Origin of the sequence: Bradyrhizobium sp. 2S1, assembly GCF_011516625.5 — a bacterium.
Classification (GTDB): Bacteria; Pseudomonadota; Alphaproteobacteria; order Rhizobiales; family Xanthobacteraceae; genus Bradyrhizobium; species Bradyrhizobium septentrionale.
This window is the reverse complement of record NZ_CP147717.1, coordinates 5640613-5662593: the sequence shown is the minus strand read 5'-3', so window position 1 is coordinate 5662593 and position 21981 is coordinate 5640613. Positions and strand designations below refer to the sequence as shown.

At 63.9% G+C, this 21981-nt stretch carries 21 protein-coding genes and 3 pseudogenes; 8 read left to right on the top strand and 16 right to left on the bottom strand.

All coding sequences use genetic code 11. The annotated features are described in order from the left end of the window. Positions 1-77: 77 nt before the first annotated feature. Both pqqA and HAP54_RS26780 read right to left on the bottom strand, forming a co-directional pair. Positions 78-158 carry a pyrroloquinoline quinone precursor peptide PqqA gene (gene pqqA, locus HAP54_RS26785; protein ID WP_009031067.1) on the bottom strand — a complete coding sequence of 27 codons (81 nt, stop codon included), beginning with the start codon at positions 156-158 and terminating at the stop codon, positions 78-80. A gap of 341 nt (positions 159-499) precedes the next feature. Next, complete coding sequence (locus HAP54_RS26780) at positions 500-898, bottom strand: EF-hand domain-containing protein (RefSeq protein WP_166305354.1); 399 nt, start codon at positions 896-898, stop codon at positions 500-502. Between the two features lie 195 nt (positions 899-1093). On the opposite strand from HAP54_RS26780, the gene HAP54_RS26775 reads away from it, so the two are divergent. The 4 genes from HAP54_RS26775 (at position 1094) to HAP54_RS26760 (ending at position 4536) form a co-directional block, all read left to right on the top strand. Further along, a complete protein-coding gene (locus tag HAP54_RS26775) occupies positions 1094-1339 on the top strand; it encodes a hypothetical protein (RefSeq protein WP_224741772.1) in 246 nt (81 codons plus the stop codon). A gap of 233 nt (positions 1340-1572) precedes the next feature. Further along, entirely contained in the window at positions 1573-3237 is a 1665-nt protein-coding gene (locus HAP54_RS26770; protein ID WP_166308427.1) for a methanol/ethanol family PQQ-dependent dehydrogenase, read from the top strand. Between the two features lie 76 nt (positions 3238-3313). Further along, the gene (locus HAP54_RS26765) at positions 3314-3601 is read left to right on the top strand and encodes a c-type cytochrome (protein WP_051346139.1); all 288 of its coding nucleotides are present in this window, start codon (positions 3314-3316) and stop codon (positions 3599-3601) included. Further along, on the top strand, positions 3598-4536 hold the full coding sequence (locus tag HAP54_RS26760) for a substrate-binding periplasmic protein (RefSeq protein ID WP_166305351.1): 939 nt from the start codon (positions 3598-3600) through the stop codon (positions 4534-4536). The genes HAP54_RS26765 and HAP54_RS26760 overlap by 4 nt, the downstream gene beginning before the upstream one ends. Before the next feature lie 16 nt (positions 4537-4552). Here the strand turns inward: HAP54_RS26760 and HAP54_RS26755 are convergent, their stop codons facing one another. The 9 genes and pseudogenes from HAP54_RS26755 to fliD form a co-directional block, all read right to left on the bottom strand. Beyond that, positions 4553-5455 carry a flagellin gene (locus tag HAP54_RS26755; RefSeq protein ID WP_166305348.1) on the bottom strand — a complete coding sequence of 301 codons (903 nt, stop codon included), beginning with the start codon at positions 5453-5455 and terminating at the stop codon, positions 4553-4555. 16 nt (positions 5456-5471) lie between these two features. Then, entirely contained in the window at positions 5472-7247 is a 1776-nt protein-coding gene (flgK, locus tag HAP54_RS26750; RefSeq protein ID WP_166305345.1) for a flagellar hook-associated protein FlgK, read from the bottom strand. Between the two features lie 27 nt (positions 7248-7274). After that, positions 7275-7731: pseudogene (locus HAP54_RS26745) on the bottom strand (flagellar protein FlgN). Between the two features lie 19 nt (positions 7732-7750). After that, complete coding sequence (locus HAP54_RS26740) at positions 7751-8002, bottom strand: hypothetical protein (protein WP_166305342.1); 252 nt, start codon at positions 8000-8002, stop codon at positions 7751-7753. Further along, a complete protein-coding gene (flgE, locus tag HAP54_RS26735) occupies positions 7999-9282 on the bottom strand; it encodes a flagellar hook protein FlgE (RefSeq protein ID WP_166305339.1) in 1284 nt (427 codons plus the stop codon). Before flgE ends, HAP54_RS26740 begins: the two co-directional genes overlap by 4 nt. Positions 9283-9301: 19 nt before the next feature. After that, positions 9302-9970 (bottom strand): flagellar hook assembly protein FlgD, encoded by a 669-nt coding sequence (locus HAP54_RS26730; protein WP_166305336.1) that lies wholly within the window; start codon positions 9968-9970, stop codon positions 9302-9304. A 238-nt stretch (positions 9971-10208) separates the two neighbouring features. After that, positions 10209-10727, bottom strand: coding sequence for a hypothetical protein (locus HAP54_RS26725; RefSeq protein WP_312022810.1), 519 nt, complete (start codon positions 10725-10727; stop codon positions 10209-10211). 103 nt (positions 10728-10830) lie between these two features. Next, on the bottom strand, positions 10831-11262 hold the full coding sequence (fliS, locus tag HAP54_RS26720; protein WP_029080083.1) for a flagellar export chaperone FliS: 432 nt from the start codon (positions 11260-11262) through the stop codon (positions 10831-10833). Beyond that, positions 11262-12843: pseudogene (fliD, locus tag HAP54_RS26715) on the bottom strand (flagellar filament capping protein FliD). Before fliD ends, fliS begins: the two are co-directional and overlap by 1 nt. Between fliD and HAP54_RS26710 the strand changes: the two are divergent. After that, complete coding sequence (locus HAP54_RS26710; RefSeq protein ID WP_248114578.1) at positions 12764-13033, top strand: hypothetical protein; 270 nt, start codon at positions 12764-12766, stop codon at positions 13031-13033. The pseudogene fliD and the gene HAP54_RS26710 overlap by 80 nt on opposite strands. Here HAP54_RS26710 and HAP54_RS26705 read toward each other — a convergent pair. Then, positions 13030-13854: a flagellin gene (locus tag HAP54_RS26705; RefSeq protein WP_029080085.1), complete on the bottom strand. Its 825-nt coding sequence runs from the start codon at positions 13852-13854 to the stop codon at positions 13030-13032. The genes HAP54_RS26710 and HAP54_RS26705 overlap by 4 nt on opposite strands. Positions 13855-13994: 140 nt before the next feature. Further along, a complete protein-coding gene (locus HAP54_RS26700) occupies positions 13995-14696 on the bottom strand; it encodes an RNA polymerase sigma factor (RefSeq protein WP_166305333.1) in 702 nt (233 codons plus the stop codon). 509 nt (positions 14697-15205) lie between these two features. On the opposite strand from HAP54_RS26700, the gene HAP54_RS26695 reads away from it, so the two are divergent. From HAP54_RS26695 to HAP54_RS26685, 3 genes and pseudogenes are all read left to right on the top strand, one after another. Continuing rightward, positions 15206-17710 (top strand): hypothetical protein, encoded by a 2505-nt coding sequence (locus HAP54_RS26695; protein WP_166305330.1) that lies wholly within the window; start codon positions 15206-15208, stop codon positions 17708-17710. A gap of 91 nt (positions 17711-17801) precedes the next feature. Further along, the gene (locus HAP54_RS26690) at positions 17802-19127 is read left to right on the top strand and encodes a hypothetical protein (protein WP_312022812.1); all 1326 of its coding nucleotides are present in this window, start codon (positions 17802-17804) and stop codon (positions 19125-19127) included. A 37-nt stretch (positions 19128-19164) separates the two neighbouring features. Continuing rightward, positions 19165-19889: pseudogene (locus tag HAP54_RS26685) on the top strand (formyltransferase family protein). An 18-nt stretch (positions 19890-19907) separates the two neighbouring features. Here HAP54_RS26685 and HAP54_RS26680 read toward each other — a convergent pair. The 3 genes from HAP54_RS26680 to HAP54_RS26670 form a co-directional block, all read right to left on the bottom strand. After that, positions 19908-20135, bottom strand: coding sequence for a hypothetical protein (locus HAP54_RS26680; RefSeq protein WP_175619490.1), 228 nt, complete (start codon positions 20133-20135; stop codon positions 19908-19910). A 67-nt stretch (positions 20136-20202) separates the two neighbouring features. Then, positions 20203-20373, bottom strand: a complete 171-nt coding sequence (locus HAP54_RS26675) for a hypothetical protein (RefSeq protein WP_166305324.1) — start codon at positions 20371-20373, stop codon at positions 20203-20205. 136 nt (positions 20374-20509) lie between these two features. Next, a complete protein-coding gene (locus tag HAP54_RS26670; protein WP_166305321.1) occupies positions 20510-21964 on the bottom strand; it encodes a short-chain fatty acid transporter in 1455 nt (484 codons plus the stop codon). Between the last annotated feature and the right edge of the window lie 17 nt (positions 21965-21981).

Here is a 21981-nt window from a genome sequence, read left to right as displayed (position 1 = left end):
CTTTGCGCGAAAGACGCCTGCCACGGCCCGATGCAGCAAGCTGCACCAGCCGGGCAGGCTGTCTCACATTACTTGCGTTACTTGCGCGCCGCGCAGGCGTACATGTTGATTTCCATGCCCACCGGCACTTCGACGATCTTCGGTGTTTTCCAGGCCATTTCCTTCTCCCAAGTATAAGTTGGCGCAAGCTTCGCGCCGCGCGGCAAGCTAGGGCTGGCTTTTCCAGGGCGCAAGCTGGGGGTTAAGGACCCGACTTCGCTGCTGGACATGCCGGAACGGACGACGGCTCGCTGACGCCTGCCCGGCTTTGGAAGGGCTGGGAAATTCCGACACTGTTCTGTCAGGCATTTTCCGGCTGCCGGGCAGCGGCGCACGGATAAGGAGACCCGATCACGGCAGCCGAGTCTTGTCCAAGAGCGAAATCGCAACTTTTTTTGTTATGCGCCGGATTCCAGCGTCAATGACCGGAATCGGCCCCGTGGAGGGTGCTGCCGGAAGCTTATTTGAGCAGGCGCAGCAGTGCCCGGCCGGCGCGCGACTTCAGCTCTTTCGCATCCAGCGTTCCGTCATTGTCGGGATCGGCGGCCTTGAAGCGCTGCTCGACGACCGCGAGATATTCGTCGAGCGTCAGGGTGCCGTCGTGATCGGGATCGGCCATCGCCAGCTCTTTCGCGGTCAGCCGTCCGCGCAATTCGCGCACGTCGAGCGTGCCATCATGGTCAGGATCCAGCTTCGCGAACAGGTCGGCGGCCGCCTTCTTGGCTTCGGCAAGGTCGACCGTCCCGTCATTGTCGGGATCGAGCATCTTGAGCACGCTGCCGCGGCCGGATGCCGCCAAAGCGGGGCCCGCGAGGGCGGCCATGCCCAAAGTCAAAGCAAGCGATCGGCGCGAAATCATCATTCGTCTCCCTTGCGTGCCGCTCCGGCGACGTGACGAAGCGCTGCAAATCGAGACAAAGCATAGCAGCTTTGGAGACGCGCCGTACAGTTTGCACAGCCGGTAAGCCCTCGTCGGGTTTCGGGTGGAACGAGACTGCCCCACCGGTCATCTCTGGAGTTCTGACGCATAGCACCAGAATGAACGAGGTCATCCATGAGCGGCATTTGCAGGAATGCGTTGGGCTGCCTTGTCGTGCTTGGCCTGATCGCGCCGGTGTCGGCACAGACCAGAGCCCCTGCCCGATCCGCGGAGGCGGTCCAGCAACGCACGCTCACCGGCAAGGAGCGGCTCGGCCGCAAATGGACCGACGAGCAGCGCATCGACAATTGCAATGTGCCGCCGGACAAGCGGGGCACGAAGCCGCGCCCGAGTGCCTGTCCCCATTCGCCGTCAAGCTGATCGAACCGTGCGCGTTGCGACATAACCGCGGGCCACGCGTGGTGTTGTGTATTCCACGCCGCGGTAAGCTACGGACGCATCTGCGAAAAACCTGACGTTCTTGACCGGGTCGCCGCGTTCGCTGGGGTTCGTTCACGTTTTCGTATTGACCCGTTTTGCTTTCAGGCCGATGGTTGCATCCGCAACGTCAGGGAATAGGCGTGCAGCAAAAAGGTTCATTGGGAGGAGATATGATGAGACGCATTGCGCTGGCCGCAAGCCTCGTGATTCTTGCATCGTATGGTGCAAGCGCGCAGACCAACGAACAGTTGGTCAAGGGGGCGACTGATACATCTAACGTTCTCAATTATGGAATGGGCTACAATCTTCAGCGCTTCTCGCCGCTGAACCAGATCAACAAGGACACCGTCAAGAATCTGGTGCCGGTCTGGAATTACAGTTTGAACGACGACCGCAGCGAGGAATCGCAGCCGCTCGTCTACCAGGGCGTCCTTTACGTCACCACCCACAGCGCCACGATCGCGATCGACGCCAAGACCGGCAAGCAGATCTGGAAGACCAAGGTCGAGTATCCCGCCGAGACGCCGCGTATCGTCTGCTGCGGCATCATCAATCGCGGCGCGGCGCTCTATGACGGCAAGGTGTTCCGCACCACCCTCGACGCCAACGTGATCGCGCTCGATGCCAAGACCGGCAAGGAGCTGTGGCGCGAGAAGGCCGCCGACATCAAGGAAGGCTACTCGATGACGGTGGCGCCGCTGGTCGCCGATGGCGTTGTCATCACCGGCATCTCGGGCGCCGAATTCGGCACCCGCGGCTTCATCGACGGCTGGGATCCGGCGACCGGCAAGAAGCTCTGGCGTACCTATTCGATCCCGACGCCGGACGAGCCCGGCGGCGACACCTGGAAGGGCGATACCTGGAAGCTCGGCGGCGGATCGACCTGGATCACCGGCTCCTATGATGCCGAATTGAACACGGTGTATTGGGGCATCGGCAATCCCGGCCCGTTCAATTCGGCGGTGCGCCCGGGCGACAACCTCTACACCTGCTCGGTGCTCGCGCTCGACCCGAAGACCGGCAAGATCAAGTGGCACTACCAGTTCTCGCCGAACAATCCTTTCGACTACGACTCGGTGGCCGAGATGGTGCTCGCCTACATGAATGTCGAGGGCAAGCCGACCAAGGTGCTGATGGATGCCAACCGCAACGGCTTCTTCTACGTGCTCGATCGCACCAACGGCAAGCTGCTCGCGGCCAATCCCTATGTGAAGGTCAATTGGGCCACCGGCATCGACATGAAGACCGGACGCCCGATCGAGACCGACGTCAGCAAGGATGCGCGTGACGGCAAGAAGGTCACCGTCTATCCGTCGATCCTCGGCGGCAAGAACTGGGAGCCGATGTCGTACAATCCGCAGACCGGCCTCGCCTACGCCAACACGCTGGCGTTCGGCGGCAAGTACAAGGCCGAGCCGGTGACGTTCAAGCAGGGCGAGTGGTATCTCGGCATGGACCTCACCGATCCCTGGGAATGGGGCACCGGACCGCGCGGCCATCTCAAGGCGATCGACCCGATGACCGGCAAGGCCAAGTGGGAAGCGCCGAGCGACATTCCGCGCTTCTCCGGCGTGCTCTCCACCGCCGGCGGTGTGGTGTTCTCCGGTCAGCTGACCGGCGAGTTCGAGGCGTTCGACGCCGACACCGGCAAGAAGCTCTGGCAGTTCCAGACCGGCTCCGGCATCGAAGGGCAGCCCGTCACCTGGCAGCAGGACGGCGTGCAGTATGTCGCGGTGACCTCGGGCTATGGCGGCGTCTACGCACTGTTCTCCGGCGACGAGCGGCTGGCGAAAGTGCCGCCCGGCGGGTCGCTGTGGGTCTTCGCGGTCAAGAACTGAGCGCGGAGCGCACGTGACTGAAAGAGTAACCCTGTTGACGGCGGCGATCTTCGCCGCCGTCGCGGCGGCCTTGATCATGCTGATCCCGGCTGCCGCACAGCAAACCAGTGCAATCGATCTTTCCGGTCAGGCCGACGAGGGCAAGGTCACCTACGCGAAGAACTGCTCGCATTGCCATGGGCCCAACATGGTCAACTCCGGCACCATCACGCCGGACTTGCGCGCCTTCCCCGACGACAAGACGCGCTTCGTGACGACCGTCAAGCAAGGCAAGAACGGCAAGATGCCGCCCTGGGTCGACATCCTGAACGAACAGGAGATCGCCGACGTCTGGGCCTTCGTGTCGAGCCGGAGGACGCCATGAGGGCTCTGCTTGCGGGCACAGCGGCGGCTCTGCTGCTCGCCGTGACGGCGGCGGCGCATGCCGCCGGCGACCCGCTCAAGGTATGTCTCGACGAGGATCTGCCGCCGCTGTCGGCGCATCATCGCGGCAAGCCGGATGCCGGCTTCGACGTGGCGCTCGCGCAGGCCATTGCCGAGAGGCTCGGACGGCCGCTCAAGATCCAGTGGTTCGAGAGCAAGCTCGACGAGGATTCGAGTCCGGCGCTCGAAGCCAACGCGCTGCTGTCGGACGGACGCTGCTCGCTGGTCGGCGGCTACGCCCTCACCACGGACTCGCTGAGGGTGCCCGGCGTCACGACGGCCAAGCTGCCGGACTTCGACGGCGCCACCCGCGAGGATCGGCGCCGGCGGATCCCGATCGGCGTGCTGGTGCCGAGCCGGCCCTATATCTACTCGCCGATGACCGTCGTGCTCGGTCCCAAGGCCAAGGACAAGCTCAAGGACCGCAAGATCACCGATATCGGCGATCTTGCCGGGCTTCGCCTCACGATCGAAAGCGGCACGCTCGGCGATGCCATCCTGATGACCTTCGACAAGGGCAAGCTGATCGACGACATCACCCACCTCGTTCCGGGGCGCAGCGACCTGCTGGGCGAGCTCGAGCGCGGCGAGTTCGACGCCACGCTGCTCGACCTGCGCCGGTTCGACGCCTACCGCGCCGAGCATCCCGACACCGGGATAACGGCCTCCGGCTACTATTACCCGATCGGCGCCAACCGCGGCTACGTTGCGCTCGAAACCGACAATGCACTGCTGGATGCCGTCAACAAGGTGCTTGAGGATATGCAAAGCAAGGGCAGCATCGGCCAGCTTGGCCAGGCGGCTGGCCTCACCTGGCTTGCCCCACGCGAACCGATCATCCTCGGCGATGTCTGGCTGAAGATCCTGAACCGCTGATGCGACCTGTGGCCCGCTATCGCAGATAGCTCGCCAGGTTCATGCTCTGGATCTTGGAGATCGCCGAATAGGATGCGGTCAGCTGCGCCTGATAGGTCGAAAGCTGCGCCGTCACTGCAGCGACGTCGACGCTGGTGAGGTTTGTCGACAGGGTCTTTGCGAAATTCTGGTAGTCGCTCTGGTTGGTGCTGGCGGTCTCGATCTGCGAAGCCGCTGTCGAAAGCTTCGCCTGCACCGTTGACGTCGCATCCAGCGCATTGCTGGCAAGGTCGAGCGCTTGCGAGATATCGCTCGACGACAGTGTCGTGCTGTTGCCGACGTACTTCAAGAGCCGCATCACCTGCTCGAAGGCCGGGTTGTCAGCGGTGACGCCGTAGGAAATCGACTGGCTGTCGGAGACGCGCACCGACGCGATCTCGCTGTCGCCCTTGTAGTAGCTGGTGTCTGATGTCGTCAGCGAGCCGGTGTCGAACGTCGACAGATCCGCAGGGGCGGTGTCGGTGCGGGCGCCGCTGAAGACATACTCGCCGTCATATTGCGTGTTCAGCAGCCCCTGCATCTGCGAGATCGCCTGCTGGGCATAGTTGATCACCGACGCCGTCGCCGTGCTGCTGCCGGTGGTCGCGGCGCTGAGCTGGGTCCGAAGCTGCGTGATGATATCGGTCACCGAGCCGACCGCCGAATACATCGCCTGCACCTTGTTGTCGGCGAGATTGCTGGCATCGATATAGGACTGGGCACGCGTCACCGAGACCTGCAGATTGATGACGCGCCCGGCGCCGGGACCGTAACCGCCGAAATCCTCGGATTGCAGCCCGGAGGACTCCTGCACCTGCTCGTTGGCCATCACCGCCTGCACCCGCAGCGCACTGGTGATCATCTGTTCCGATTGTGCAAAGGTGGCAACACGCATCATCATGACAGCGGCCTCACACTCAGCTTGCGCTCATCGCGGTCATCAGCGCCGAGAACATCGCGTTGATGGTCGTAATGATCTGGGACGCGGCAGCGTATTTGTTCTGCAACGAGCTCAGATTCGCGCTTTCCTGGTCGAGGTTGACGCCGGACTGCGACGACAGCGAGCTCGCATAGGTCGATTGTGCGGTCTGCTTGGCGGTGTAGGTCGCCGACGCCTGGGTCGCCTTGCTTGCGACGTTGGCGACGATCGCGGCCGCATAATCGGTGAACGAGCCGGTGGTGGCGCCGAGCCCACCCGCCATGGCGAAATTGGTCGACCCCGTCAGCGTGCTCGAGAGCGCGTTCACCACCGTCGCGGAGCCCGGCGACAGCACCGAATTTCCGACCGTCAACGTGGACGACGCATCGAGCGTCGCCGTCGGCAACGCCGCCGTGCCGCTGAGGATGTCGCTGCGAACCGCGATATCCGACGCGCCAGTCCCCGTGATCAGGTCGTTGAGCCCGAAATAGTTCGAAAACCCCTCACCGGAACTGCCGACCGAGCTCGTCATCTCATTGATGGCGACGCCGTTGCCGGACCCGGTCGCCGCGATCGACAGATGTCCATTGGCATCGACCGACGCCGACAGGCCCGAGATGCCGTTGATCGCGGTAACGAGATCGCCGACCGTCGCGAAGGACGACAGATTCAGGTCCTTGTAGGACACGAGATTTCCACTCTTGTCCGCAACCGCGATGCGCACCGTGCCGGTCGCCGACAGCGCCGTCGCGCTGCTCACGGTGGCGGTCCCGGTCAGGCTGGACGGCGGCGGCACCGACGTGCCCTGGTTCGACACCGCATTGACGCTCGCGGCAAGCTGCTGGGCAAGCTGGTCGAGCTGCGACTGTGCGGCGGGCAGCGTCTGGTCGCGCAGGGTGATCAGCGCGCTCACCTTGCCGGAGGAGATCTGCGAGGTGATGTCGACCCCGTTGACGGTGATGCCGCTGAAGCCGCTCGACGATCCTGCGCTGTAGGTAGTAGAAGCCGTGACGCTGGGCAGCGCCGTATAGCTCAGCGGGTGCGCCGTGCTGTCGACCAGCGCCTGCCCCGATCCGGTGTAAACCTGCAGATCGCCGGTCGACGTGGTGAAATAGCTCACATTCATCATCGACGCGAGGTCCTGCAGCGCGCTGCTGCGCTGGTCCTCCAGATCGGCGGTCGACTGCCCGGCTGCGGCCTGCTGCTTGATCTGCTTGTTGAGGTCGGAGATCTGCTGCAGATCGGAATTGATGTCGGTGACCGACGAAGCGATATCCTGGTCGGCATTGGAGCGCAGCGTCTGGATGCCGCTCGAGGTCTGCTGAAGTTGCGTCGTGACCGCGGCAAGCGCGCTGACCGCGTTCGACTGCAGCGACGCACTGCTCGGCGTGCTCGCCAGCGACGACAATGCCGATTCGAATGCCGCGAGCGTGTTGGCAAGCGAGGTGCCGGTGGTGGAGCTGTCCCCGCTCGAGGTGCTGCCGTAGAGCTGCTGGAGCTCGGTCAGAAAGCTGTTGGTGGTGTCGGCGGCGCCGAGATCGGAATCGGCCCCGACCAGCGACTTCAGCAGCAGCTTGTCGACGGCGCTGGTGATCCCCGTGATCGTGACGCCGGTGCCGACGCCACCGGTGACGCTGGCGCTCTGGTTGGCGGTCTTCTCGGTGTAGCCCTTGGTATCGGCATTCGAGATATTTGCCGAGGTCACGCTGATCTGCACCTGCGTGGCCGACAGCCCGCTGAATGCAATGCTTCGTGCAATATCGAGCGACGACACGGCTAACTCCCTCCGGCGCGGACCAGATCAGGCCCGCACGTTGGTCCCATAGGACATCGCGGGCGTGACGCGACGGCCGCCGGCCCCGTAGGGCGACACATTGGCGATCTGCTCGCGGATCGCCTGCATGATCGCCTCGATCCGGCGGTTGCTGGCATCGATCGCCGCGCGCAGCCGCATCACGTTCTCGTCCATCGCCCCGCGGAGCTTCCAGGATCCGGTCCATCAGCTGCTCGCGCAGCACCCGGTCCTGGACGTTGAGGTTTGCGGTCTTGCCGACGGCCTCGGCCACGCACTGCTCGAACAGGGTGGCAAGCCGGTTCTTCTCGTCGACCTGCTTCAGCCGCGAGGCCGGCAGGCCCTTGGCGAGCTCGACGTTCTCTTCGTTGACGATTGCGATCAGATTGTCGATCAGCGCGATCAACGACCTCGCGCGCTCGTCATTGCCCGCGGGATTGATCTTGATGTTGCGTTCCGGTGTCATGTCATCGCTCCCGTTCAAGCTAGTGTCCGCGACGCAGGGCGCGGACCGATTGTGCGCTGCGCCCGTACGCGGTGATCGCCATTACCCGGACCGTGGCCCGGTTGAGTTCCTGGTCGAGCCGCGCGCATTCGCGCATCAGCTCGCCGCGCAATGTCTCCACATCGTCGAGCAGCGCAGTGAGCTGCGCCCGGTCGTTCGGCTGAACCGAAGCGGCCATCGCCTTCAGCCGCCGCAGCCGGACCAGCAAGCGGTCATTCTTTGCGGTCATCATCGCGACACCGCCGAGATCAGGGTATCGAACATCTTGTCGACGGTGGTGATCACCTGCGATGCCGCCGAATAGGCCTGCTGCGCCGAGATCATGTTGGAGAACTGGCCGCTGGTGTCGGTGGTGCTGGATTCCAGCTCGCTGCCGTAGATCGTTCCGGCACCGTTGCTCCCCGAAGTCTGCAGCGTGGCGTTGCCGGAGGCTGCCGTCGCGGAGTACATGCCGTCGCTGGCCGCGCTCAATCCGTTGGGATCGCTGAAGGTCGCGACCGCAATCTTGTAGATCGCGATCGTCTGCCCATTGGAATAGGTCGCGTCGACCACGCCGCCCTTTCCGATCGAGATGCTGCTCAGCTTGCCGTAAGGCAGGCCGTCCGACGTGATGCTCGTGAGATCGACCGCTGGCGTGGTTTCGCCCGACGAATATTGCGTGAGACCGTCGGTCTTGCCGACCGTACCGAGATTGAGCGTGATGGCATTGGTGCTGGAACTATCGGCCGCACCATCTTTCCAGCCGGTCACCGAGATTGTTGGCGGACTCGGCACCGTCGAGGCGAGCGAACCGTCGCTATTGAAGGTGATATCCACCGTGTCGGTGATCGCGTTCGCACTGGCCGTACTGGAGTCCGACGCTAGCTTCGGCTGCTCGAAGCTGGCCTGCCAAGTATTGTCGGCGGTCTTCTTCCAGTCGATCTGGATCGTGCTCGCCGTGCCGAGCGAATCGTAGACCGTCATCGAGCTGTTGAAGGTCGCGTTGACGGCCGCGTCGGCCGGCAGATTCGCCGCGACTGTGGTCTTGGTGGTGGCACTACCGCTGGTTGATGCCACCTGGGTGTTGATCGGCCCGAGGCTCGCGGCCGAGGCGTTGCCAACGATGTTGCCGTCAGCGTCGGTACGCCAACCCTCGAGGTAATTGCCGTTGTTGACGAGATAGGCGGTGTTGTCGGTGGTGAACGCACCGTTGCGCGTATAGGAGGTGGTGCCGCCCGACGTCGCGTTGGTGGTGACGAAGAAGCCGCTGCCCTGGATCGCCACGTCGGTGGCGTTGGTGGTCGCGGCCAGCAATCCCTGCTGGGTGATGTTGGCGCGGCCGGACACCGTGACGCCGCCGGACGTATATGAGGTGGCGCTGTTCGACGCCGTCACCAGATCTTCGAACATCGCCGAAGTGGTCTTGTAACCCGTGGTATCGGCGTTGGAGATGTTGTCGGAAATCATTGCCAGCGACTGGCTCTGCGCATTGAGCGCCGAGATCGCCGAGGAAAGTGCACCAGTGAGACTCATGATAATACTCCGGAAGCAATCAGGACGTGACGCCGATGATGTTGGCGGCGCTGACGGGGACGCCGTTCACAAGCAGCGAGGGCGTCGAGCCGGAGGCATCGATCCCGGTCACCGTTCCCGTCATCGTGGTGTAGCTGAGCAGCGAGTTTCCGGCGGCGTCGGTCGCGGTCACCTGGATCGTGTACTGGCCGCCATCGCTGAGCTGGGTGCCGCTCGTGGTCTGACCATTCGAGGTGAAGCTGTTTGAGCCGGCGTTTCCGGTCCCCTTGCCGCTCCAGACCGTGTTGCCCGAGGAATCCTGGATCGTGATCGCGACGTTGGAAGCGGCCGAGGTGAGCGAGTAACCGAAGGTCGCCGAACCATTGGTCAGCTCCGCCGTGCTCGTCTTCGCCTCGACGGTGTGGCCGATATAGTTGACCGAGTTCAGCGTCACGAGACTCGAGAACGAACTCGCCAGCGACGTCATGCTGGCGTTGGTCGACTGCTGCTCGGTGAAGTTGGCGTAGGAGGTGAGCTGATTGATGAAGTCGGTCGTGCTGGTGGCGTTCAGCGGATCCTGGTTCTGCAGCTCGCTGACGAGCAAATTGAGAAAATCGGTCGAGCTCATCCCCATCGATGCGCTCGACGATGAACTCGACGAACTCGAGGCGGCGGAGGCTGCAGCAGAGGTTGCCGAGGAGACGGTCATGACAAGGCTCTCTTCGCCGCGGGCTAAGGCGGCGGAACGCGTTGGAACATTGGGATCGTGAAGTCGTTCGCAGATAAAACGGACGACGCGCCGATTTCAGGCGCGGATTCATCCGCGCGGAATCACTTGATTAATCGACAGAATTTGCCGCGTCGGCTGCGGCTTCACGGCGCGCCGAGCGGGCGCAAGCGATCTGCCGCGGACACCGGGCCGCGGGCGCAAAAGGAATGTGGAGAGCCTAGAGCGAGAGGCTGATCGGCAGATCCGGTTCGCCGAGCATCAATGCCGGCGGCGCCAATGCGGGCAACAGGCAGAGGGCCAGCAACAGCGCGGGCAACACCTTGCCCTGCTGTGCCGCATCACCCGGAGCTTGCGCATCGCCCGGCTGATCCGCCGGCGCGGCCGGCTCCGAGGCCATCTCCTGTGCCGTCTCTTGGGGCAGTTTCGCCGCGGCGGTCACGATGCGGTCGACAAGCTCCTTGGGCGCGCGAACCGGCGGCGCGGCGAGCGCCCGGCGTACCGCGCTCGCCTCTTCATAGAGCGTCCGCGCCTCGGCCGAGGATGCGAGGAGCTGGACGGCGGCAAGACGTTGATCGTCGGGCCAGCGGGACAGATCCTCCCCCAGCCGGTCGATCAGGTCTTCGAATATCGCAACGTCCATCGCGCGCGTAGATCCAGCCTCGTCGCCAAGGCTGTCATAAAGCATTCGCGGGACGGCGGAAATCAATTTCCGCCGCCGGTGCGTCAGGTCCAGCATGGTGTCCGTCAGGCGGCTATTTTCCCCACCAGGACGCCTTCCCCGGGGCGTCCTGCACCACCGGCGAAGCGGTCTCGCCGGGCGATTCGTGCCTCAGCCGCGCCTAGCGGCCGGCGGCTGATTCGAGCGTTTTGGCCTTGGCGGCCTTGCCGGCGGTGGCCTCGACGTACTTCCAGGCGTCGCGGAGTTCCGTCAGGCTGGCGATGATGCGCCGGAAATTCTCCCTGGCCTGCGGCCGGCCATAAGAACGCAGACACGCCATGATCAGGGCGTTGTAGGTGCGGTAGAGCCGATCGGCCATCGCGCCGCCACGGGTGAAGTCGAGATTGTGGCTCAGTCCGCGCAGGATCGCGGTCGCCCGCGTCAGATAGGTGTGGCCTTCCTCGAAGCGCTTCGCCTCGTGCGCGTCCAGCGCCTTCTGCAACAGCGTGATCGCGCCGTCGCACAGCATCACCACCGCCTTCAGCGGCGGCACCGCCACTGCGGCGGATCGGTAGGCATTGTTGGCAAGGTAGGCGGTAGCGTTCTGTGTCATCAGTTACTCGATGCTGAATCCAGGAGTGCTTTCAGGTAGCCCAGCGTGTTGTTCGCGCTTTCGATGGCAGCCTGATAATTGGCGTATTGGACCTGCAGCTGCGCCTTGAACGTCGCGGCATTGCTCTGGATGTCGCTGACCTGGGACTGCAGATCGGTATCGCGCGACTGCAAATTGGTGATCATGGTCTGCAACTGACCGCTGGTCCCGGAGCTGGTGTGCGCGAGCTGATAGAGCTGCGATGCAAGGCCGGACGTCGACGTCACGGTGATCGATTGCGAGGTCGATCCGGTGTAGGTGAATGCCATGCCGGCGTAGATCGTGCCCGCATTGCCGATGATGCTGTTGCCGACCACCGAAAAGCCCGAACTGTCGCCGCCGACGGACGCGCCGGTCAGCGTGCCGGTCGAATCCACCGTCACGTCGAGCGTGAACGATTGCGGCGATGTGCCGGTGTTGACGACGTTGAGCTGGCTGGACGAGGTGGTCGTCTGCGCCGACAGCAGCTGGGTGACGCCGGCGAGATTTTGTGTCAGCACGGTCGACAGCGTGCCGGTATCGAGTTGCAGCTCGTTGTTCTCGTTGAAGGACAGGCCGAGGTCAGCCATCGTCATGCCGCCAACCGAGCCGCTGAGCACCTGCTGCAGCTGGGTCATGATATCGCGCATCGTGCTGTCGCCGAACAGCACCGCGCTCGATGCGGCCGTGCCGTCGGAATTCTGCGCGGACTGCGCGATCACCTGGTCGCGGAATGCATTGTAATTGGTGACAAAGGTCTGCAGCGCGGAAGTGATCTGGCTGGTGTCGGTCTGGATGCTGATGTTCAGGCTGGTGCCGCTCGGCGTCGGCTGCAGCAGATCGAAGGTGACGCCCGAGAACGTCGGAAATGTCGTTGGTGTTGCGGGTAAGCGCGATGCCGTCGAGGGTGAATTCCGCGGACTGCGACTTCTGCAGCACGTCGGTGAAGGCACCCGACGTGTCGGTGACGCCGAGCTTGTTCAGGATGCCGTCGCCGGAGGTCGAGGAATAGGTGATGTCGGCGGCGTCCTCGGTCCCGGTCAGCACCATCTCGTAGGACCCGCTCGACACCTGGACGATCGAGGCCTGGACATTGGTGCTTGAGGTCTGGGCGTTGATGGTGTCGACGACATCCTGCATCGTCATCCCGCTGGTGATCGAGATCGCGGTGCTGCTGCCGCCCGCGAGCCCCAGCGAAAACGTGCCGGCGAGGCCCAGCGCCGTCGACGAGCTCGACTGCGAGGAGCCGATCACCTTCTGCGCGGTGGCGAGCTGGGTGATCTGGAGCGTGTGATCGCCGGTCGCCGAGCCGCTGTTCACGCTCATGTTGAGCGCCGAGGAGGCACTGACGTCGCCGGTGGACGAAATCGTCGCCGAGCGCGTGGCGAAGGCGTTGGTGGCGATCGAATTGATGATCGACGAGCTGAGCGACGACAACCCGGTTGCCAAAGTCGACAGCTCGGTCTGCAGCGACTGGTAGGCCGTGACCTTGGCCTGGTTCGCGGTGATCGTCGTGGTGATCGAGGTCGCCGCCGCGAGCTTGGCGTCGACCTCGGCTTCGATCAGGGCGTCCCAGTCGATGCTGGTCGAATTGGTCGTGCCGGTCGTGGTCACCGTGCTGGCAGAGCTGGCAGAACTCGACGACGTCGTGCCTGATGTACTCGAGGTGGCGCTGCTAACCGTCATGTCGACACTTCCGCCGCAATGGGAATCGGGCCGGCATCATGCCGGCCCGATCTATCCCTGGATTTAGCCGAGCAGCTTGAGCAGGTACTGCGGCATCTGGTTCGCCGCCGTTTCCGCCGAAACCGCGGCCTGGGTCTTCACTTCGGCCGAGGACAGCGTCGCCTGCTCGGAAGCGATATCGACGTCCTTGATCGCCGAATTGGCCGACTGCAGGTTCTGGGTCTGGGTCGAGATCGAGTCGGCGCTGAAGTTGAAGCGCGACTCCTGGGCACCGATCTCGGCGCGGGCCGACGACACGGTGTCGATGGCGCTGTCGAGTGCCGACATGGCGCTGGTCGCGCTCGACAGGCTGGAGACGTCGAGCGAGGTGACGCCGAGCGAGGACGCCGTCAGGCTGGTCAGCGTGATCGTGATGGTGTCGGCCGAGGTCGAACCGACCAGCACCGAGACGCCCGAGGAGAACACGCTCGAACCGTCGAGCAAGCTCTGGCTGCTGTAGCGGGTGCCAGAGGCGATGGAGTCGATTTCGCCCTTGAGCTGTGTGAATTCCGAGTTGATGTAGGCGCGGCTGGAGTCAGCCACGGTGCCGGAGGCGGACTCGGAGGCCAGCGACTTCATGCGGGCTAGGATGTCCGAGATGTTGGAGGCGCCGCCGTCGGCGGTTTGCAGGATCGAGGTCGCCTGCGCCGCGTTGGTGGCGGCCTGCTGCAGCGTCGTGATGTCGGAGGAGATGCGGGTCGAGATCGCGAGACCGGCCGCGTCGTCGGAGGCCGAGGTGATGCGCGAGCCGCTCGACAGCTTCGACAGCGCGCTGGTTTCCTGCTGCGAGTTGATGTTGAGGTAGCGGACCGCGGAGTTGGCGGCGGTGTTGGTGGAAATTGCCGGCATGAGTAGCTCCTGTGCTGATGGGGCATGGCATGCCGCATCGTGAAAAAGAGAGGTGACGCGGATCCAGCCCCCGTCCGCCCGATCAAACGGGTCGGCCGACGCAGGTCAGGCGCAAAATCTTCAGATGCCGGATTTTATGGTTAGCAGTCGGTAAACGCGCCGCGCAGGTCGCGCTCGTGCCGCTTCAGCATTTCGCGCAGCTGTTGCCGTCCGCGCTTCAACAGCGACTCCACCGCGGCCACGGTCGTATCCATGACCTCGGCGATCTCGCCGTTGCTCATGCTCTCATGATAGGAGAGGATCACCGCGACGCGCTGCTGCTCTGGCAGCCGCTGCATCGCCACCTCCAGAAGATTGCCGATCTCGTTGCGCTCGATGACCGTCGAGGCATCGAGCTGAGTATCGGCGACTTCGGGCACGACGTCGACATTCTCGGTGCGCGGCTTGCGGCGCAGATCGATGCAGCGGTTGCTGACGACGCGATACAGCCAGGTCGAGAACTTGGCACGGCCGTGCTGCCAGCGGCCGCGATGCGTCCACACTTTCAGCATCGTGTCCTGCACCACGTCTTCGGCGTCGGCGGCGTTGCCGACGATGCGCAGCGCGATCGCGTAGGCGCGATCGACATGGCGTTCGACCAGAGCACGAAACGCCGCCTCGTCGCCGGCGGCGAGGCGGTCGAGCAATTCCTTGTCCTCGTCCTGGATCTCGACGGTGTCGAGCGGGCCCGCATCGGCGACCGTGGGAACGTCGCTCCAGGGCGCAGCCGCCTCGACCGGCGCGACCGCGGCCGTCGTGGCCTCGATCTCGGCCGCTGCCGTCATATCAAGCGCGTAACTCATGCCCCGCTCTCCAACCAGCGCCGCTGGCACACATCCCATGCGGCTTCTGAGCGTTGAACGGAGGCGCTGGACAAACCAGGCGAAGATTTTTTGTTACTTTTCAAATGCTTAGCTGGATATTTTTGCCGACTGCCCGGCAAAAGCTGCCGCTGCGTCAGCGCGCAGGGAAAAGTTCGACGGGATCTGGAGCAGTCGTTCAGCATCGCCTTGCATGCCCGCGGGAAGAGATCGTCGCGCCGGAAAACGCTGTTGTCACACCAACTAACGCCACGCGAACACATGCATGCGCGGAGCATGCGAGTGATCCGTCGCCGTTGGTCGCCATCTTGCATTCGACGATTGCGACTAGGCAATTTTTTCCGAATCACCTTTTCGACGTTATCGGATTTTTTGAATCTGTCAGTCGCGAAGCGCGCGTTTTTGAATCGCGCATCAACTTTTTTGGATCAGCGCGCCTGATTTGTCTCACGCACGCGTTCAACGCATGAGGACTGGCGGGAATTTTGCGCATGACGATCATGACGGTCGACGCGACGCGTCGAGCGCAGAATGTTTCTGCATGTTCATTCGATGTTTTCGATACATTTCTGTTGCGTGCGTGCACGACGCCAGATGGCGTATTTGAAAGGGTTTTTCAGCTTTCGCCCATTGCTGAAAAATTTCCAAATATGTCCGTCAGTTTCGTTCAGCATCGAATCCAGGCCGAAGCGCGCGCGCGCAAGGTTGCGCTGGAGCGCAGCGGCTCCACTGAAGTGCACATCGCCGACATCTATAAGTACTTTCCGTTCAGGCTGTTCGGCCTGAGCCGCGATGCGTTGCGCGATCTCGCGCGAATCGAGTTCGGGGTCGAGCTCGAGCTGTGCCGCGTCAATCCGGAAATGCTTGAGCAATATCTGGACATGAAGCGCGGCGGCTTTCGCACTGGCTTCATTTCCGACACCTACTGGAGCACCGACCAGCTCGCGCAGCTGTTGCGCAGCTGCAGCCCCGGACTGACCTGGGATTTCCTCTACGCATCCTGCGATCACGGCTCAGGCAAGATCGAGGTGCTGTTCGAGGCCTATCTCGCCGAACAAGCCATCGATGCGGCAAGCTCGTTCCATATCGGCGACAACCACAACGCCGATATCAAGGGTGCCCGCCGTCATGGCATCCGCCCGCGCTATTATCCGCAGGCCAGCGCGGCACTGGCCTCCAAGTTTCAGCGTGAAGCATCGATCTACGAATTGCTCTGTCCCGATCAGCCGTCGCGGCTCGATTGCGGCGCCCGCACGCTGCGGCGTGTAGTGACGGCACAGAGCGCGGAGCATTCTCCCGCCTTCCATCTCGGCGTCACCGTGCTCGGACCGGTGATGGCGGCATTCGACGCGTTCATCGAAGCGCGGCGCTCCGCGCTCGCCCGCGAGGGCGCGCGGGTTGCGATCGGATTCCTCGGCCGCGACGGCCTGCTGCCACATCGTGTCTGGCAGGCGGACCATGGCGAGACCGGCGCCTATGTCGAGATCAATCGCCGCGTCAGCCTGGTCGGATCCGCCGATACGCTCGAACCGCTCTGCGAGCTGTTGAGCCGGGTCGTCAAGATCGATGCGGCGACCTTTGTCGATATCGTCAAGGTGCAGCCGCCCGCGGTGATGAATTTCTTCGCGCAATACCCCGATGGCATCGCGAGCGGCCGCGAACTTGCCGACGCCCTGCCCGATCTGATGGACCCGCGCGAGATCACCGATATCGCCGCCGGGGTCCGCGCCCGGCTGCTCGCCTATCTGCGCGCGCACATCCAGGATTTTGATAACTGCACCGACCTGATCCTCGTCGATCTCGGCTATTCCGCTAGCGTGCAGAAGTCGCTGCGCCGGATCTTCGATCGCGAGGGCATTCGCACCCGCCTGCACGGCGCCTATCTGCTGACGCTTGACGATGCCTTCGACGACATCGCCGATGACGACACCGCAGAGGGGCTGATTTCCGATCGGGTCGTCACGCCGCACGTAAAACGCATGCTGATCCGCAACGTCGCGCTGTTGGAGCAGCTATGCTGTTCTGCGGAAGGATCGGCGCGCGATTATCGAAGCGGCGAGGTGTTGCGCGAGGGTGATCAGCGCCCGGCCGCGCAGCTGGCGCTCGCAACCGAAGTGCAGTCGGGGGTGCTGGCCTATGCCGCGCGCGCCCGCGAGCTGGCACCGCGCTACGCGCTGCAGCCCTACGCGGACCCCACTGTTGCGGCACGCTGGGCCGCCGCTGTACTTGGACGCCTGCTGCTGCTGCCAGACGACGACGAGCTCGTGCTGCTCGGCGGCATCAAGCATGACGTCAATCTCGGCACCCAGGCGCTGGCGCCCCTGCTCGACGCCAGCTTCGTCAACGACTGCATCGTCGCCCGCGGGCTCGTGTCCGCCTGCACCGCCCCGGCGCCTCCGATGTGGCTGGCCGGCAGCTTTGCCGCCTTGTCACCGGCGCATGCCTACCTCTACACGCTGTTCGGCGCCAACCGCCTGTCCGCGAACGTGTTCGGCGAAGCCCAATGCGGGACGCTGCAGGTCGGCCTGTTCCGCCACGATGGCCAGGCGTCGCTCGAGGCCATCAACGTCTATCACACCGGGCTCGGCGATCTTCGCCTGCGGATTCCGCTGTCAGGCCGCATGACGGTGGCGACCATCGCACTTCCGCTGGCAAAGCTCACCAGCAACGGGATACTCCACGGCATCACGGTGCAGTACGGCGAGAGCGCCGCAAAGGCCGCGGACAATTCGAACATGAAGACGATCGCCGAGGGACGGCTCACCGATGGCGGCATCGAGAGGAGCGGCCGTCACTTCCGTGCCGCCGGTGACGACGGCATGCTGCTGATCCCGGTCGACGGCTTCGAAGAGGATGTTGCGATCTACACGGTCGCGCTGACCGCCCTCGACCACGACCGCATCCTTGCGCTCGGGGACCGCGACGGCAACGAGGCCGCCTCGGCCACGCTGACCTGGCGCAGCGCCAATCGCACGCCGGCCGCGAACGGCAAGTGATTTGTCCGCCTGATCTGACCGCCCCGCTCGTAGAAGGTTAACGAGGGGTAGCGCGGGCATGACATCGGCTGACACGGCGCAAGCGGACGGCTTGCAGACGAATTTAGACCAATTGCTGTCGGCAAACGGCATCCGGATCAACGCGGCGCAGCGCCGGCGGCTCGCATGGCTGTCCGCGCGGCTCGGACGCGCGGCCGTCCATCAGCCCGGTTCAGTTCCGGCGCGGGATCATGGCGTCGTCATCCTCGCTGGGCCGCCGAGCGGTCCCGCCGCCGAGATGCTTTACCGGTCGCTTCGCGCCGACTGTGCGGTCGTTATCCCCTTCGGCGAGAATCCGGCATTCGACTTCCTCAAATCCAAGCTCACCGACTACGGCACGATCGGGCCGAGCTCCGACGGTCCGCACGAGATGTGGTGGGGCGGCCTCAATTGGCGCCCGATCGCGCCCGAGGAAGGTTGCCGACCCGACGCATCGCTGCGCGTAGTCTCCTGCTATCCCTGCGCCCTCGGCGACGATCATGCCGGCGCGCTCCGGCAGAAGCTCGCCGAATTTCAGATCGCCTGCGACATCGTACCGATCGACACCGCGGACGGCGAGCAGATACGCGCATCCGAGAAATCTGCCTTCATGCTACGGATGTGGGAGGAGCATCGCGAGCCACTGCTCTTCATCGAAGCCGATGCAACGCTCAGCGAGCCCCCGCTGCTGCCGTCATATCTCGATTGCGACGTCGCGCTCCATAAATGGAACCGATGGGAGATGTCGGCGCGCACGCTCTATTTCGGCCGGTCGCCTGCCGCCGAAGCGCTGCTGCGCAACTGGCATCACATCGCGACCGCCTATCCCGCGGTCTGGGAGGGCTATCTGCTCGACCAGGCCTGGAGCCTGACGTCGTCGCAGATCGCGCTCGACGCCGCCTGGCTGCCGCGCTCGTACCATGCGCCCGCTGAGGACGTCGGCACGCCCCGCCACACCACCGTCGTTCACAATCTGCCGACCGACAACAGCGATCTTGGACCAGACGCCGAATTCGGCGTCGCAATGCGCCCCGCGCGGCGCGCCTGCCGCAGCGGCGGCCGCGACGCGATGATCGTAATCAACTCGCACGCAGCTTCGAATGCCGCGATCACCGTGATCATGCGCGATATCGCGACCAGCGACGCGCGCGAGATGGCCGCCAGCATCGAGGCGGTGACCGGCGCGTTCGCCGCCGACTGCGGCGGGTTCGGCCGGCTCGAGCTCGCGCTCTGCCCGTGGCAGGACGATATCCGCGCGGCGAAATCGGCAGCGAAGAGCGCGAACAACCGGATTATCGAGATTGCGCCCTGGCAGACACTGCCGGCCGATCTGTTCCGCACCGTGGGTCAATCCCGCGATGCCGGCAGTGTCGTCGTTATGGCCGGTCAACGCAGCTGATATCGGCTGAAGGGCTGAACAAGGGAAGGACATCCGCATCATGAAGACCATCATCCTTCTCACCGGCGTCGCCAGCCAGCAATTCGCGCTCACCGAGCTGTTGAAGGCGCACAATCCCGCGCTGTCGTTCCGCTGCGCGGTGACGGCCGACGACCTCGCCGCGATCGAGCCGGAGGTCCTGCGCGACGCCCGGCTGTTGGCGTTCACCACCAGCGTGATCGTGCCTGAAAGCATGCTGGCCGCGCTCGGCCATGGCGCCTACAATTTCACCCCGGCCCGCCGCAATATCCGGGCTGGGCGCCGGCGCATTTCGCGCTCTATGACGGCGCCCGCACCTTCGGCGCGACGGCCCATGTGATGGCCGCGCGCGTCGATTCCGGACCGATCGTCGGCGTCGAGTCCTTCATCATTCCCGACAAGATCAGCGTGCGCGGCCTCGAGCAGATTGCCTATGTGCGGCTTGCCCATCTGTTCTGGCGGATGTCGCGCGACCTCGCCTGCGATGGCGCGCCGCTGAAGGAGTTGGACATCGCCTGGTGCGGCATCAAGAGCACCCGGCGGATGTACCGGGAGATGTGCGAGCTTCCCGCCGGCATCAGCGCCGGCGAGCTGGCCCGCCGGATTCGCGCCTTCCACGACGACTTCCGCGGCATCCCGCTGACCGTCTCTCTGCACGGCATCCGCTTCCAGCCCGCGACATCAGCCACACAGGCGCCCGAGGCACCGCAGGTGGTCTCGCCGCCGCTCGCCGCGGCATCCTGAGGATTGGCCTCAACGACATTACCTGCGGCTCCGGGACTCACGTTGCTGCTGCAACAGCGCCCTCACCGCGCGCTCCGCGGCCCGTGCGGAGCCGAAATAGCCGCCATCGAGGCCGTCAAAGGCGCGGTCGGAGGAGAAGAAGCAGAAGCCGCTTTTGTCGCTGACAACGATACCTGCTGTGCGATCCGATATTTCGATGACGTAAGCTAGGGATTTTTGGGCTTGGGATATCTGGGCTTGGGACATGCGTGCTCAATCGCCGGGTGACGGCGCTCCTGTCTGATTGTCGCTGACTCTGGATTTGTCGAAGCGATCAACAACAGACGCCGGTCACCGCCGAGATGCAGCGATGCTGCATGCGGCTTCGCATGTCGTACATCAGGCTGCGGTCGTCATGTCTCATTGCAGTGACCTTGAACATCGTAGGATAGCGCGCATCAATATCCAGCCGAAGCGCGCTGCGGTCAATGAAATGGCTGTCCAAAGTTGACCGCGCGGCGCGATGCATCCATTCGCGGCGGGCGGAAAAACAGCACAGATTTGGTGATGACGGTTGCGGACCGCTGAACTGGCAAAGCGACGGCCGGGCACCGAGCCCTACGGTGCCCGGCCGTGATTCCTCAAGGCAGGATCGGCGGGCGATAGCTGAAGGTCGCCATCAGGATCGCCGCCAGCAGCATCACGATCGGGAAATGGATGAAGAACTGCACCGAGGTGTAGCCGATCAAATCCTTCGACTTCAGGCCGAGAATGCCGAGCAGCGGCAGCATCCAGAACGGGTTGATGAAGTTCGGCAGGGTCTCGGCGATGTTGTAGACCGTCACCGTCCAGCCCAGATGCGCGCCGATATCGTTGGCCGCCTTCATGATGTAGGGCGCCTCGATGATCCACTTTCCGCCCGCCGACGGCACGAAGAAGCCGAGCAGCGCCAAATAGATTCCGACCAGGAACGAGAACACGGTGGAGTTGCTGGAGGCGCCGACGAACCAGTGCGCGATCGTGTCCGACAGCGTGGTGCCGCCGCTGTTCGGCACTTTGGTCAGGATCTGCGCGATGCCGGCATAGAACGGAAACTGCAGCAGCACGCCGGAGACGCTCGGCATCGCCTTGGAGAAGGACTCGATCAGGCTGCGCGGGCGCCAGTGCAGCACAATGCCGAGAATGAGGAAAACGAAATTATAGGTGTTGAGGCCGGACAGGGTGATCAGCGGATTGCCCGACTGAAAGGTCTGCCATAGCCAGCCGGCGGCAAGCAGCGCGATCAGGATCGTCAGCAGCGGACTGAACTCGAGCCAGTCGCCCGGACGGGCCGGCTTCCTGGCCTCGATCCGATCATTACCGAGCGCAACGCCGAGGTCCTCCGCCGTCTTGGCCTGCTCGGGCGCCGGCGTCGTGAAATAGCAGATTGCGGCGGACACGACGGTCACCATCACGACAGTGACCATGTTCTGCCAGGTCAGGATGGTTTCCGAGAAGCCGATCACGCCGGTGATCGGCAGAAGGGACGCCGGAATGCTGCCGGCATTGGCCTGGAGCTGTGCGGCGGAAGACGTGATCCCGAGCGTGAAGCCGCAGCCGAGCCCGAGATAGCCGGCCGCGCCGGCCGCCCGATAGTCGAGCCGGATGTCGGTGCGCCGCGCGATCTCCCGCACCAAGAGGCCGGAGAAGATCAGGCTGAGGCCCCAGTTCAAGAGCGAGAGGAAGATGCTGAGCACGCCGACAAAGACCACTGCGCCGCACCCGGTCTTCGGCACGCTCGCCAGCCGCGCAAGCACGGCCGCCACCGGCGGCGACATCGCCACGACATAGCCGCCGATCGCGACCAGCGCCATCTGCATCGTGAAGGGAATCAGATTCCAGAACCCGTCGCCGAACGCGCGACTGACCGCGAGCGGCGAGCCGCCATGCAGGATCGCACCGACGGCAACCGCAATCACCGCGATCAGGACGAAGACATAAGCATCCGGAAACCAGCGTTCCGCGAACACTACCAGAGCCTGCGAAAATCGCGCGATGATGTTGTCCACGTCAGGTTTTCGCAGGCTCACGGTTTGGTCGTGCGTTGCATTCGTCATTAATCTCGTCCCCCTAC